Genomic DNA, 14,168 nt, shown 5'->3' with positions numbered 1-14,168 from the left:
CCGAGTGATGCCCCCGACCCCTGGTCGGGCGGCACGCGCACCCTGGCACTCGCCCGGTGTCCCGGCTCCCTCCGACGCCGGCCGGCCCGTTCCGGCCGGCGTTCCGACGGAGCCGGGCACCGTGCGGATCGCCGTTGACCTCCTCGGCGGGGACGACGCTCCCGCCGTCGTGGTTGACGGCGCTCTGCGGGCCGTGCGCGCCGACCCGGACCTGCACCTGCTGCTCGTCGGCCCGGCCGAGGCCGCCGGCGAGGTGATCCGTGCCCTCGACCCGGCGCAGCGCGCCCGGGTGACGGTACGGCCGGTCCGCATCGCCGTCGGCATGGCCGAGCATCCCGTGGCCGCCCGTGGCGACAGCACGGTCCGCGCCGCCGTGCACGCCGTCCGCGACGGCGTCGCCGACGCGCTTGTCTCCGCCGGGTCGACCGGCGCCACCGTCACCGCCGTCGCGCTCGGCCTCGGCCGCTGGCCGGACGTGCGCCGTCCGGCGCTGATCGCCACCCTGCCGGCCGTCGCCGGTCCGGTCGTCCTGCTGGACGTGGGCGGTTCGCTGGAGCCACGCCCGGCCACCCTGGCCCGCCACGCCGTACTCGGCACCGCCTATGCCGCCGTGGCGCACGCCGTCGCCGAGCCCCGGGTGGGGCTGCTGTCGGTGGGCACCGAGGCGGGCAAGGGCGACCGCGCCCGCCGGCTCGCCGATCCCGTCCTCGCCGCCACGTCGCTGCCCTGCGACGGCCGCTACGTCGGCCTCGTCGAGGGGTACGACGTCTCCCTCGGCGCGCGCGCCGATGTGGTGGTCACCGACGGGTTCACCGGTAACGTGCTGCTCAAGGCGATCGAGGGCGCGTACGCGATGGCCGGCGGGCCCCCGTCCGGCGGCGGCGCCCCGCGCGCGGCGGCCCTGCTCGGGGTCGCCGGGACGGTCGTCGTCTGCCACGGCGCGGCCCGGGCCGAGGACGTCGCCGCCGGCATCGGGCTGGCCGCCCATCTATGGCGACGGCGCGCCACCGACCAGGTCCGCGCGCTGCTCGACGGCGCCGAGGCGGGCGACCGCGAGCAACGCACCGACCGCTCCACCGACACCGAGGTACCCACATCATGAGCAACGACAAGCGGCGGCGGGCGTCCGTCGGTCACCTGGAAGCCGCGTTCGGCGTCAGCCTGGATCCGGAGCTGCTCCAGCGCGCCCTGACCCACCGCTCGTACGCGTACGAGAACGGCGGCCTGCCCACCAACGAGCGGTTGGAGTTCCTGGGCGACTCGGTGCTCGGCGTGGTGATCACCACCGCGCTGTTCCACAACCACCCCGACCTGCCCGAGGGGCAGCTGGCCAAGCTGCGGGCCAGCGTGGTCAACATGCGTGCCCTCGCCGACGTGGCCCGGGGCCTCGGCCCGGACGGGCTCGGCGCCTACCTGCTGCTCGGCAAGGGCGAGGAGACCACCGGCGGCCGGGACAAGGCGAGCATCCTCGCCGACACCCTGGAGGCGCTGCTCGGCGCGATCTACCTCCAGTACGGGCTGGACACCGCCGCCATCGTCATCCACCGGCTGTTCGATCCGCTGATGGCCGAGTCGGCCGGCCGGGGTGCGGCCCTGGACTGGAAGACCAGCCTCCAGGAGTTGACGGCGGCGCTCGGGCTCGGCGTCCCCGAGTACCGCATCGAGGGCACCGGACCGGACCACCTCAAGACGTTCACCGCCTGGGTGGTGGTCGCCGGCAACCGCTACGGCGGGGCCGACGGGCGCAGCAAGAAGGAGGCCGAGCAGCGGGCCGCCGAGGCGGCCTGGCGGACGCTGACCGAGCAGGCGGAGCGGGAGCCGGCCGGGGCGGTGGCCGACGACGAGCCGGTGCAGGCCGCCGAGGCGGGCCTGGGCCGTGCCTGAGCTGCCGGAGGTCGAGACGGTCCGGCAGGGGCTGGCCCGCTGGGTCACCGGCCGGCGGCTCTCCTCCGTCGAGGTACGTCACCCCCGCGCGGTACGCCGGCACACGCCCGGCGGCGGGCACTTCGCCGACGTGCTGGCCGGCCGGACGGTGCTGGACGTGTGCCGGCGCGGCAAGTACCTGTGGCTGCCCCTGGACAGCGGCGACGCCGTCATCGGGCACCTGGGCATGTCGGGCCAGCTGCTGGTGCAACCGGCCGACGCCCCCGACGAGACGCACCTGCGGGTCCGGTTCCGGTTCTCCGACGACGGTCCCGAGCTGCGTTTCGTCGACCAGCGCACGTTCGGCGGCCTGTCGGTCTCCGCCGGGGGCGCCGAGCTGCCGGCGGAGATCGCGCACATCGCCCGCGACCCGATGGACCCGCAGTTCTCCGACGCGGCGTTCGCCGCCGCGCTGCGCCGACGGCGCACCGAGGTCAAGCGGGCGCTGCTGGACCAGACGCTGATCTCCGGCGTCGGCAACATCTACGCCGACGAGGCGCTGTGGCGGGCGAGACTGCACGGCGCCCGCGCCACCGACGCGCTGACCGGCCCGGCCGCCCTGCGGCTGCTGGGCCACGTCCGGGACGTCCTCGCCGAGGCGATCAGGTCCGGCGGCACCAGCTTCGACGCCCTCTACGTCAACGTCAACGGGGAGAGCGGCTACTTCGACCGGGCGCTGAACGTCTACGGGCGAGAGGGGCTGCCGTGCCCCCGCTGCGGCGCGCCCGTCCGCCGCGAGGCGTTCATGAACCGCTCGTCGTACAGCTGCCCGCGCTGTCAGCCCCGCCCCCGGGCGGCGGTTCGGGGCTGACCCCGCCGCCGGTCAGCGCGCCGGGCAGGGGATCCGCCACGCGTCGAGGTCGCGTTCCTTGCGGATCGAGGAGAGACCGTAGCCGACCGTGGTGACGCAGAAGTCCGTGGTCGAGCCGGCGTACTCCACGTGGAACACCGGTTTGCCCGCCTCCACGAACGGCAGCAGCCGGGCGCACTGGTCGAGCCGCGCACACTCCTCGTTGACGGCGAAGTCGAAGTCCGGGGCCAGGGCCGCCACCTGCCCCAGGTCGTTGATCAGGCCGGGGGAGAGACTCAGCGACCGGGCCAGCTCGGCCAGCCGGCGGTTGAACCGCAGCTGGTCGTCGAAGCCGAGCGGGAAGCCGGACCGGTACGCGTACCCGTCGGCGTCGGCCAGCGCGACCGCCCCGAAGCCCTTGCCCCGGCAGAGCCGGAACCGGTCGGCCAGCACCGGGCGCAGCGCATCCCACTGCCGCACGTCGAGCCAGCGGCTCTGGGGTCGGCGGGACGCGGCACCCCGTAGGACGGTCGGGAAGCGGTCCGCGTCCGGGTCGCCCGGCACGACCGAGCCGACGTGCACCTGGCAGACCAGTCGGCGGTCCCGGGAGCGCAGCTCGGCGGTCTGCGCGGCGGTGGTGTCGACCGGGTCGAGCAGGAAGACGTCGGCGTCGACGGTCGGGTCCAGCACGCCGCTGAGCTGCCACTGCCACTGCCACCGGCCCGCCGACTCCGCCGGCCAGGTGGTCGGGGCGCCCGGCGGGGTGAAGTCCCCCCGGCAGGCGGCGACCACGCCCAGCAGCGCCAACGCGACGCAGGCCGGCAGGGCCCCGCGCAGGCCCCGCCCGACGGCGCGCGTACGCGGCCGGATCCGCATCGGCAGCTCCGCAAGGTCGCGGGCGGCCGCACACCGCCCGGAGCGGATACGCCGGGTCGGCGTACCTCATCCGGTCAAACGAGCGCGGACCCGGCGACGACTCGCGTTCAGCGCGGCGCGGCGAAGACCTGCGTCCAGTACGGCCCGTTGCTGCTGGCGACGCCGACGCCGATCTCGGTGAAGGCGCAGTTCAGGATGTTGGCCCGGTGGCCGGGGCTGTTCATCCAGGCCTGCATGACGGCGGCCGGCGTCTTCTGGTTCCAGGCGACGTTCTCGCCGTAGGTGCGCCAGGAGTAGCCGACCCGGTCCAGCCGGGTCCCGACGTTGCTGCCGTCGCTGCCGGTGTGCGACATGTTCCGGTGGTCGGCCTGGTCCTGGCTGTGCCGCTGGGCCGCGGTCGTCAGCTTGTCGTCGACGCCCAACGCGCCGCAGCCGGCCTTGGCGCGCTCGGCGTTGACCAGGTCGACCACCTGGCTGGCCTGGCTGCCGGTGCCGCTGCTGCCGACCGGCGCCCTCGTGCCCCCGCCGGGCGGCGCCGGGCTCCGCTCGGCGGTGCGCCGCGAGGGCGCGGTGGTACGCGACGGTGCCGGCGTCGGCTTGGTCGTCCTCGTGGCCGACGGGGTCGGCTTGACGGTGGTCGGCGCGGTGCTCGGCGTGGGCGGGGCCGGCGTCACGCCGGGGGTCGACTCCGTGTCGGGCAGCACCGGGGCGGCGGCGATCGGGGCGTCGGCGGCGGCCGGATCGCTCGCCGGGCCGTCACCGGTCAGCGCGACCGCGCCCACGCCGAGGCTCACCACCAGCGTGGCGGCCGCGGCGGCGCCGCCGATCAGCAGCGGGCGGGGGAACCGGCGGCGCTGGCGGTGGCGGCCCTCGGTGGTGGCCGGGGTGGCCCGGAGCGCGGCGACGTCGACGGGAGCGGTGCGGGCGTCCATCGGCTCGCGCTGCCAGCGGGTGGGCGCGGCGTCGACCGGCCCGGGGTAGCGGTGCGTGGGCGCCGCGTCCATCGGCTCGGCCTGCCAGCGCGCGGTCGGCTGGTCGCGGTGCCACTCGTCGGCGGGCTGCTGCGGGTCGTCGCCGAACAGGTAGGCCGACCTCGGCTCCGGACGGTCGGTGAGCCAGGCCGGCGGCTCCTCGCCCAGCGGCTCCTCGCGGCGCCGTGGGGCGCCGTCCGGGTCGTTCGGATCGGTCCAGCCGTACACGCCGGTGCCTCCAAGGGGTCGCTTGCGAGCCGGGGTGACGCTACGTGGCGGGCGCGAACAGCGGCAATCGGGCTAAGGAAGAGTTAAGGGGAAGCCGGGCGTCACGGTGGGGACTTCGCGGGATCCGGGGCGTAGAGTCAGGGTGTCCGGACAGAGTGTGTCCGCGCCTTGTGGCAGCCCCCCGGCAAGTGGTCAGGTCGACGTGTAAATGATCTACGGCCTGCGAGAACTTGACGAAAGAGGGGGTGTCGGCTCAATATGTAGGTGTCGCCAGTCGCGCCCGGTCATGCCCAGAATCGTCTGGGGTGACAGCCGCGTACACATTTGGGCGCGCGTTGGCCGGCCCTTCCGGCAGCGCATATCAAGGAGTCAACATGGCTAAGGCCCTGTACGGCCACGTAGGTGCAGCGCCCGACCGGCGTCTGCTCGACGAGGTCACCCGACTGCGTACCACGGTTCGGGCGCTCGAGTTCGAGATCACGCGGCTGCGTGCCGAGAACGATCGGCTCGCGGCGGCCGCGGCCGAGGCGGACGATCTGCTCCGTCTGGCCGAGCCCGCGCTGACCTGATCTCCGGATCGCAAAACTGAATCGCACCACGCAGAAAGAGCGCGCCGACACTTCCGTGCCGGCGCGCAGCTCTGTCCGCACCCCTTTTCGGCACGGCGAATGCGTGATCTTGTGCGGCTGCGCCGAAGGATTCCGGCGCGCGCGGTCGCAACGATTCCGGTGCGGCTCCGCCCGGCCGCGAACCGGGGGAGGCGGCCAGGACGCGGGGGAGCCAGCCGCGCCGGTGGACCGGTCCGCGCCACCCGGATGAGCGCCCGGCGGTCGCCAGGCGGGTCGCGTGCCCGGCGGTTCCCGCTCCCGGGTTAGTCTGCGGGTTCACCCAGGTCCGCGCTGCCGGCGACGGTACGGCGGCCACCGGACGAGGATCGAGAAGGTGCATCTCAAGAGCCTGACGGTGAAGGGCTTCAAGTCCTTCGCCTCCGCGACGACGCTGAAGCTGGAGCCGGGGATCACCTGCGTGGTCGGCCCCAACGGCTCCGGCAAGTCCAACGTCGTCGACGCCATCGCCTGGGTGCTCGGCGAGCAGGGCGCCAAGGCGCTGCGCGGCGGCAAGATGGAGGACGTCATCTTCGCCGGCACCGCCGGCCGGGCCCCGCTGGGCCGGGCCGAGGTGACCCTCACGATCGACAACACCGACGGCGCGCTGCCGATCGAGTACACCGAGGTGTCGATCACCCGCCGGATGTTCCGCTCCGGTGAGAGCGAGTACGAGATCAACGGCGACACCTGCCGGCTGCTCGACATCCAGGAGCTGCTGTCGGACTCCGGCATCGGCCGGGAGATGCACATCATCGTCGGCCAGGGGCGCCTCGACGGGATGCTGCACGCCAAGCCGGAGGACCGGCGCTCGTTCATCGAGGAGGCGGCCGGCGTCCTCAAGCACCGCAAGCGCAAGGAGAAGGCGCTGCGGAAGCTCGACGCGATGCAGACGAACCTCAACCGGCTCACCGACCTCACCGCCGAGCTGCGCCGTCAGCTCAAGCCGCTGGGCCGGCAGGCGGAGGTGGCCCGCCGTGCCGCCGCCATCCAGGCGAACCTGCGCGACGCGAGGTTGCGGCTGCTCGCCGACGACCTGGCCACCCTGCGCGCCACCCTGAACCGGGAGATCGCCGACGAGACCGCGGTGCGCGAGCGCCGCGAGCAGGTCGAGGCCGAGCACACCGAGGTGCAGGCCCGCCTCGCCGAGCTGGAGGCGGCCCTCGCCGAGGACGCGCCGCTGCTGGCCGCCGCCCAGGACACCTGGTACAAGCTCTCCGCCCTCGCCGAGCGGTTCCGCTCCATCGAGCAGCTCGCCCGGGAACGGCTGCGGCACCTCGGCGCCACCGGGGACGACGAGCGACCCGGCCGCGATCCCGACCAGTTGGAGGCCGAGGCCGAGCGGATCAGCGAGCAGGAGGAGGAGCTGCGCGGCGCGCTCACCGACGACCAGATCCGGCTGGCCGAGGCCGTCGAGCACCGTCAGGAGCTGGAACGGCAGCTCGCCGCCGCCGAACGCGAGCTGGTCGCCGCGGCCAAGGCGATCGCGGACCGGCGGGAGGGCCTGGCCCGGCTCACCGGCCAGGTCAACTCCGCCCGCGCCCGCACCACCAGCGCCGGCGAGGAGATCGAACGGCTCGCCACCGCGCACGGCGACGCGCTGGCCCGGGCCGAGCAGGCCCAGGCCGACCTCGACGCGGTCGCCGAGCAGTCCACCGAGGCGGACCGGGACAACGCCGACCTCGACGCCCGGCACGCCGAGGCGGTCGCCGCCCAGGATCTGGCGCAGGCCACCGTGCGGTCGCTGACCGAGGCGGAGCGGGCGGCGGAGAAGGACGCCGCCACCTGGAAGGCCCGGGAGGAGGCGCTCGCTCTCGGCCTGCGCCGCAAGGACGGCGCCGGCGCGCTGCTGGCCCGCGCCGACGAGGTCCCGGGCCTGCTGGGCAGCCTGGCCGGGCTGCTCACCGTCGCCCCCGGGCAGGAGGCCGCGCTCGCCGCCGCGCTCGGCGGCCTCGCCGACGCGGTCGCGGTCAGCGGCGTCGACGAGGCGGTCGAGGCCATGCGGCTGCTGAAGATCTCCGACGCGGGTCGTGCCGGCCTGCTGGTCGGCAGCCCCGCCGGGCCGGGCATGGACGGCTCCGCCGACGCGCTGCGGCCGAAGCTGCCCGACGGCGCCCGCTGGGCACCCGACCTGGTGGAGTGCTCCCCGCAGATCCGCCCGGCGGTGCACCGGGCGCTGCGCGACGTGGTGCTGGTCGACGACCTCGCGGCGGCGGCCGAGGTGGTCGCCGGCAACCCGGAGCTGCGCGCGGTCACGCCCGACGGGGACGTGGTGGGCGCGTACGCGGCGGCCGGCGGGTCGGCCAAGGCACCCAGCTTCATCGAGGTGCAGGCCGCCGTCGAGGAGGCCCGGTCGAACCGGCTCGCCGCCGAGCGCACCGGGGCGGAACTGCGCGAACAGCTCGTCGACGCCCGCGCCGAGGTGGCCGCCGCCAAGGAGACGGTGCAGCACGCCGCCGCCGCCAAGCGGGAGGCGGAGAGCCACCGCAACGCCGCCGCCCGCCGGCTGGCCGAGCTGGGCGCGGCGGCCCGCTCCGCGAAGGCGGAGACCGACCGGCTCGGCGAGTCCCGGGCCCGCGCGGAGGCCGCCCGGGAGCGGGACCTGCTCACCCTGGCCGAGCTGGCGGAGCGGCTGCGGCTGGCCGAGGAGACCCCCGTCGACGCGGAACCGTCGACCGAGGAACGCGACCAGCTCGCCGCGATGGTGCCGCAGGCGCGGCAGAACGAGATGGAGGTCCGGCTCGCGGTGCGTACCGCCGAGGAGCGGGTCTCCTCGATCGCCGGCCGCGCGGACTCGCTGCGCCGGCAGGCCACCGCCGAGCGGGCCGCGCGGGAACGCGCGGCGGCGCGGCGGGCGGCGCGCGCCCGGGGCGCGGGCATCGCCCGGGCCGTGGCGGGCGGGGCCCGGGAGGCACTCACCCGGCTGGTCACCTCCATCGCCGCGGCGGAGGAGCACCGCGACGCCGTGGCGCGCGAACGCGCCGCCCGCGAGGCCGAGCTCCAGGAGGTACGCGGCGCGGCCAAGCGGCTGGGCGCGGAGCTGGAGCGGCTGACCAGCCAGGTGCACCGGGACGAGGTGGCCCGCGCCGAGCAGCGGCTGCGCATCGAGCAGTTGGAGGCGAAGGCCGCCGAGGACTTCGGGCTGGACGTGGAGACCCTGGTCGCCGAGTACGGCCCGACCCAGCCCGTCCCGCCCACCCAGGCCGACGTGGCGGCGGCCGAACGCGACGGCCTGCCGGTGCCCGAGCCGATCCGCTACGAGCGGCCGGTGCAGGAGAAGCGGGCGGCCAAGGCCGAACGGGAACTGACCCTGCTCGGCAAGGTGAACCCGCTGGCCCTGGAGGAGTTCGCCGCGCTGGAGGAGCGCTACAAGTTCCTCTCCGAGCAGCTGGAGGACCTCAAGGCCACCCGCCGCGACCTGCTCACCGTCGTCAGGGACGTCGACGACCGGATCCTGGAGGTCTTCGCCAGCGCGTTCGCCGACACCGCCCGGGAGTTCCAGCAGGTCTTCACCGTGCTCTTCCCCGGTGGCGAGGGGCGGCTGGTGCTCACCGACCCCGACGACCTGCTCACCACGGGTGTCGAAGTCGAGGCCCGCCCGCCGGGCAAGAAGATCAAGCGGCTGTCGCTGCTCTCCGGCGGCGAGCGTTCGCTGACCGCGGTGGCGATGCTGGTGGCCATCTTCCGGGCCCGGCCGAGCCCGTTCTACATCATGGACGAGGTGGAGGCCGCGCTCGACGACGTCAACCTGGGCCGGCTGATCACGCTGCTGGCCCAGTTGCGGGAGAAGAGCCAGCTCATCGTCATCACGCACCAGAAGCGCACGATGGAGGTCGCCGACGCCCTGTACGGCGTGACCATGCGCAACGGGGTCACCCAGGTGATCAGCCAGCGGCTCAACCGGGCCGACGGAGACGAGCGGCGCGGCCGCGGCGAGGAGAACGAGTAGTGGGTCGGGAACGGGCGACGGCGCTCCTGGTGGACTTCGACGGCGTCCTGCGTCGGTGGGACCCGGCGGTGGCCGCCGGGGTGGAGCGGGAGTACGGCCTGTCCGAGGGCGTGCTCACCGAGATCGCCATGCAGTGGGGGCGGCTCCAGCCGGTGCTGACCGGACGGGTCAGCCACGCCGACTGGATGACCAGCGTGGCCGACGCGCTGGCCGACTCCGTGGGCGGCCCCGAGCGGGCCCGGGCCGCCGTGCAGCAGTGGCAGCGCTACCGGGGCGAGGTGGACCCGGAGGTGCTCGCCTTCGTCCGCGAGGCGCGGGCCGGCGGCATCCGGGTCGGGCTCGGCACGAACGCCACCGACCTGCTCGACGCCGACCTCGCCGCGCTCGACCTGGTGGGCGAGTTCGACGTGGTGGTCAACTCGTCCAGGATCGGTGTGAACAAGCCGGCGAAGGAGTACTTCCAGGCGGCCTGCGACGCCCTGGCCACCCCGCCCGGGCGGGTGCTCTTCGTCGACGACGAGGACTGGGCGATCCGGGGCGCCCGCGTGGCCGGCCTGTCGGCGCTGCGCTGGAGCGGGCCGGCCGACCTGCGGTACGCGCGGGCCGCCCTGGCGTACTGACCGGAGACGGTGCAGGTCTCGTCGAGCGACCGGCCGGCGGTGGCGGCGCGGGCCAGCGCGACCTCCCGGTGGAGGGTGGCGAGGTCGGCCTCGGCGGCGCTCACGACCGCCGACGGTGGCCCGCTCACCCGCCGGGGGTGAGGCGCTGGCGCATCACCTCACGCAGGTGACCGTCGCTGGTGGTGCCCTCGATGCTCACCTCGGCCGTCCGACCGGCGTGCACCAGCGTGGCGACGGCGTTGCCGAAGTACGGCCCGGCGAGCCGCTTCCAACGGAAGGGCGGACGGCGTACCCCGGCGGTACGGGCCAGCGCCCGGGTCGCCCCGGACGGCCCGGCCGACCAGCCGAGCTTCATCAGCGGGCGCATCCCGGCGGGCACCTGGTTGTGGATGGGCGAGCAGGTGAGCTGGTGCACCGGGGTGACCACGCCCCGGTCGTCGAAGCGGGCCCGCGCCACGTACGAGTGGTGCACGTCGCCGGAGAGCACACTGATCGACGCCGGTGGCGCGTACGCCGGTCCGGCCCCGACCCGCTCGCCGGGCCCGCCGGGGGTGCCGCTGCCGAGGCGGGCGAAGAGCGCGCCGAGCGCGTCGAACGAACGGCGGAACGCGGCCCAGTGCTCCAGGTCCAGCCCTCGGCGCAGGTTCTCCGCCAGCCGGGCGACCCAGCGTCGCCGCGAGTCGGCCAGCTTCTCGTTCCACGCCTCCACGTGGTGGATGCCCGGCGGCAGCAGCCAGGGCAGGGACGCGCCGACCACCAGGTGGTCGTAGACGCCGTGCGCCCGGTCGAGGAACCAGGACCACTCGCCCGGGGGCAGCATCGCCCGCTGGCCCGGCTCCAGCACCCGGCTGCACCGGTTGTCGAGCATGACCAGCCGGGTCCGGCCCAGGTCCAGCGCGTAGCTCCACTGGTACTGCACGGCGCGCCACCGCTCGGTGTCGTGCGCGAGGTCGGCCTCGGTGTCGACCCGCTGGCCGAACTCGCGCAGCACCCCCGTGGCGTCCTCCGCCGCGGCGACCTTGGCGTAGACCGGGTCGGCGGCGATCTCGTCGGGGGCGAGGTTGCCCAGGTGCTGGTAGACCCAGTAGGAGGCGAGGCCGCTGGTGATCCGTTCCGCCCACCAGGGCTGCTCGCGCATGTCGGAGCGCCAGGCGGCCGAGGTGTTCCAGTCGTCGATGATCTCGTGGTCGTCGAAGATCATGACGCTCGGCACGGTGGAGAACAGCCAGCGGATCTCCGGGTCCCGCCAGGACTCCAGGTAGAGCTTCGTGTACTCGTCGAAGCTGACCACCTGGTCGCTCGGCGCGCCCTTGGGCCGGCGGCGACGCCGCTTCAGCAGCCGCCGGACCGTGGGGGACGTCTCGTCCGCGTAGACCTGGTCGCCGAGAAGCACCAGCAGGTCGGGCAGGTCGGCCCGGCCCGGGTCGGCCATCAGCCGTCGGGCGTACGCGTCGAGGGCGTCCGGGGGCAGCCGCCGGGTGGTGGCGTGCTGGGTCGTCTCCCGACAGGAACCGAAGACCAACCGGACCGGCTGGTCGAGGTCGTCGGCCGCCCGGGTGCGGATGACGCTGGGCGGGAACTTGCTCCTCGGCACCGGCCAGGCGACCTCGTCGTCGATCAGCACCTCGTAGCTGGTGGCGCTGTCGGGGGTGAGCCCCGCCACGACGACGAGCGCGTAGTGGTGGTCGTACGCCGAGAAGGTGGGTGCGGTGCCGCCGGCGCCGTCGGCGGTGCGGACGGTGACCACGGCGGGCGCGCTGGTCTCGACCCAGATGGTGGCCCGTGTGCCGACCACTCTGCGTAGCAACGGGCCGATGAGCAGGTGTGCCGCGGGCATTGTCGACCTCCAGATGAGCGGACTTCATCTTTACTACCCGGCCGGCGGTCGCACCACTGCTGGCTGTGACCGAGCCTACCGCCGGCTTCGCGGGCGCGGCCGGGAGCGGTGGCTGGGACAGCTTCGCCGGCATCTGACAGGATTCCGGCATGACCGAATACCTCCTCATCGCGCTCGCCCTGCTCGGCGTGCTGATCCTTGGCGGCATCGGGCTGGTCGTGCCGCGGCTGCGCCGGCGGCCGGAGCCGCCGCTGCCCGAGACGGAGGTCGAGACCCGGGCCGAGGAGGATCTCGCCGGCCCGCCGGTGGAGGCCCCGGAGGCCGAACTGTCCACCGGGATCCTGGTGGAACCGCCGGTCGCCCAGGCCCCGGCCCCGGTGCTGGAGGTCCCCGAGCCGACGGCCGGGCGGCTGGTCCGGCTGCGCTCGCGGCTGTCCCGCTCGCAGAACGCTTTCGGCAAGGGGCTGCTCGGCCTGCTCAGCCGCGACCACCTCGACGAGGACGCCTGGGAGGAGATCGAGGACAGCCTGATCACCGCCGACGTCGGCATCGACGCCACCCGGGAGATCGTCGACCGGCTGCGTGAGCGCACCCGGGTCCTCGGCACCCGTTCGGCGGGCGAGCTGCGTGCCCTGCTCGCCGCCGAGCTGGTCAACGCGCTCGACCCGACCCTGGACCGGTCGCTGCGGACCGCGCCCAAGGAGGGCGTGCCGGCGGTGGTGCTGGTGGTCGGCGTCAACGGCGCGGGCAAGACCACCACCTGCGGCAAGATCGCCCGGGTGCTCGTCGCCGACGGGCGCAGCGTGCTGCTCGGTGCCGCCGACACCTTCCGGGCCGCCGCCGCGGACCAGCTGGAGACCTGGGGCGGGCGCGTCGGCGCGGAGACCGTCCGCGGGCCCGAGGCGGCCGACCCGGCCAGCGTGGCCTTCGACGCCGTCAGACGGGGCATCGACACCGGCGTCGACACCGTGCTGATCGACACCGCCGGCCGGCTCCAGAACAAGATCGGCCTGATGGACGAGCTGGGCAAGGTCAAGCGGGTGGTGGAGAAGCACGGCCCGATCGACGAGACGCTGCTGATCCTCGACGCCACCACCGGGCAGAACGGGCTGGAGCAGGCCCGGGTCTTCACCGAGGTGGTCAACGTGACCGGCGTCGTGCTCAGCAAGCTCGACGGCACCGCCAAGGGCGGCATCGTCATCGCCGTGCAGCGCAAGCTGGGCATCCCGGTCAAGCTGGTCGGGCTCGGCGAGGGCAAGGACGACCTGGCCCCGTTCGACCCCGCACAGTTCGTCGACGCGCTGCTCGGTACCGAGCCGCTCGCCCGGGACGCGTAACCTCCCAGTGACGACCGACGATCGCGCCTACGCCGGTTGGCGCGACCCCAGCCACCCGTCGCCGCGCCTCGGGAGACCGTACGTGACTTCGCAGGAGATCCCGCTGCACGGCGGGAACGTCAGCACCGTGGTCCGGGTGGGCGACACGGTCCGGCGCAACGCCGGGCCGTGGACGCCGTCCGTGCACGCCCTGCTGCGCCACCTCGAGTACGTCGGGTTCACCGGCGCTCCCCGCGCGCTGGGCATGGACGAGCGCAACCGGGAGGTCCTGTCGTACCTGGAGGGGGAGTGCGGGGAGTACCCGCTGGCCCCGCACTGGGTCACCGACGAGGCCCTGGTGACCGTCGCCACCATGCTGCGGATGTTCCACGACGCCCAGTACGGTTTCGTCCCGCCGCCCGGGGCGGTGTGGCGCTCGTTCGGCCCGCCGCCGCCGGACACGGAGGTGATCTGTCACCACGACGCCGCCCCGCACAACGTCATCTGGCGGCCGGACGGCACCCTCGGGCTGATCGACTTCGACCTCGCCTCGCCCGGCGCGCGGATCTACGACGTGGCGTACGCGGCCTGGACCTGGGTGCCGGTCTTCTCCGACCGGGATTCGATCACCCTCGGCTGGAAGCACCCCGACCGGCCGCGCCGGCTGCGGCTCTTCGCCGACGCGTACGGGCTGATCCCCCGCGACCGGCACCGGCTGATCCGCACCATCCGCAAGCGGATCGTGGACCACGTGGAGGGCATCCGCCGGATGGCCGCCGCCGGTGAGCCGGCCTTCGTCCGGATCGTGCACAAGGGGCACCTACGCCGGCCGATGCGGGATCTGCGGCTGCTCGACTACGAGCGCAACGCCCTGGAGTACGCGCTGCGCTGAGCTGAGCGGCTCGTGCCGCCGGCCGGTACGGATTGCTTCACACGTCCGAAACAACCCGTCACAGCTTGGAAATCGACGGGTGACGCTGGGGGAAACAGGGAGCGAGCAGGCTTCCGCGCATCCGGCGTACGGGCGACGCTGCCCCGGAAGCCGTGAAGGAG

General features: G+C 74.5%; 11 protein-coding genes. 8 read left to right on the top strand and 3 right to left on the bottom strand.

Annotated features, from left to right (window positions below):
* Positions 1-7: 7 nt before the first annotated feature.
* Genes KBX06_RS19165 through mutM form a run of 3 tightly spaced genes read left to right on the top strand, consistent with a single transcriptional unit; the run spans position 8 to position 2,734 of the window.
* Positions 8-1,102: a phosphate acyltransferase PlsX gene (locus tag KBX06_RS19165; RefSeq protein WP_210836910.1), complete on the top strand. Its 1,095-nt coding sequence runs from the start codon at positions 8-10 to the stop codon at positions 1,100-1,102.
* Positions 1,099-1,884: a ribonuclease III gene (gene rnc / locus KBX06_RS19160; RefSeq protein WP_210836908.1), complete on the top strand. Its 786-nt coding sequence runs from the start codon at positions 1,099-1,101 to the stop codon at positions 1,882-1,884. The genes KBX06_RS19165 and rnc overlap by 4 nt, the downstream gene beginning before the upstream one ends.
* Positions 1,877-2,734 carry a bifunctional DNA-formamidopyrimidine glycosylase/DNA-(apurinic or apyrimidinic site) lyase gene (gene mutM / locus KBX06_RS19155; protein WP_210836907.1) on the top strand — a complete coding sequence of 286 codons (858 nt, stop codon included), beginning with the start codon at positions 1,877-1,879 and terminating at the stop codon, positions 2,732-2,734. Before rnc ends, mutM begins: the two co-directional genes overlap by 8 nt.
* A 12-nt stretch (positions 2,735-2,746) precedes the next feature.
* Here mutM and KBX06_RS19150 read toward each other — a convergent pair whose 3' ends face one another.
* Both KBX06_RS19150 and KBX06_RS19145 read right to left on the bottom strand, forming a co-directional pair.
* Positions 2,747-3,589, bottom strand: a complete 843-nt coding sequence (locus KBX06_RS19150; protein WP_210836904.1) for an endo alpha-1,4 polygalactosaminidase — start codon at positions 3,587-3,589, stop codon at positions 2,747-2,749.
* 107 nt (positions 3,590-3,696) lie between these two features.
* Positions 3,697-4,788, bottom strand: coding sequence for a CAP domain-containing protein (locus KBX06_RS19145; protein ID WP_210836902.1), 1,092 nt, complete (start codon positions 4,786-4,788; stop codon positions 3,697-3,699).
* Positions 4,789-5,162: 374 nt separating this feature from the next.
* Here KBX06_RS19145 and KBX06_RS19140 point away from each other — a divergent pair, with 374 nt between their 5' ends.
* The 3 genes from KBX06_RS19140 to KBX06_RS19130 all read left to right on the top strand — a co-directional run bounded on the left by KBX06_RS19140 (position 5,163) and on the right by KBX06_RS19130 (position 9,962).
* Entirely contained in the window at positions 5,163-5,357 is a 195-nt protein-coding gene (locus KBX06_RS19140) for a hypothetical protein (RefSeq protein ID WP_091621030.1), read from the top strand.
* A 373-nt stretch (positions 5,358-5,730) separates the two neighbouring features.
* On the top strand, positions 5,731-9,342 hold the full coding sequence (gene smc / locus KBX06_RS19135) for a chromosome segregation protein SMC (RefSeq protein ID WP_210836900.1): 3,612 nt from the start codon (positions 5,731-5,733) through the stop codon (positions 9,340-9,342).
* Entirely contained in the window at positions 9,342-9,962 is a 621-nt protein-coding gene (locus KBX06_RS19130) for an HAD family hydrolase (protein ID WP_210836893.1), read from the top strand. Before smc ends, KBX06_RS19130 begins: the two co-directional genes overlap by 1 nt.
* A 124-nt stretch (positions 9,963-10,086) precedes the next feature.
* Here KBX06_RS19130 and KBX06_RS19125 read toward each other — a convergent pair whose 3' ends face one another.
* Complete coding sequence (locus KBX06_RS19125) at positions 10,087-11,799, bottom strand: alkaline phosphatase D family protein (RefSeq protein WP_210836891.1); 1,713 nt, start codon at positions 11,797-11,799, stop codon at positions 10,087-10,089.
* 149 nt (positions 11,800-11,948) lie between these two features.
* On the opposite strand from KBX06_RS19125, the gene ftsY reads away from it, so the two are divergent.
* Together ftsY and KBX06_RS19115 are read left to right on the top strand one after the other, a co-directional pair.
* A complete protein-coding gene (gene ftsY, locus KBX06_RS19120; RefSeq protein ID WP_210836889.1) occupies positions 11,949-13,136 on the top strand; it encodes a signal recognition particle-docking protein FtsY in 1,188 nt (395 codons plus the stop codon).
* Positions 13,137-13,143: 7 nt separating this feature from the next.
* The gene (locus tag KBX06_RS19115) at positions 13,144-14,007 is read left to right on the top strand and encodes an aminoglycoside phosphotransferase family protein (protein ID WP_210836878.1); all 864 of its coding nucleotides are present in this window, start codon (positions 13,144-13,146) and stop codon (positions 14,005-14,007) included.
* Positions 14,008-14,168: the final 161 nt, after the last annotated feature.

The sequence above is a fragment of the Micromonospora sp. C31 genome (genome assembly GCF_018070575.1).
GTDB lineage: Bacteria > Actinomycetota > Actinomycetes > Mycobacteriales > Micromonosporaceae > Micromonospora.
This window is presented reverse-complemented; position numbering and strand designations above follow the sequence as displayed.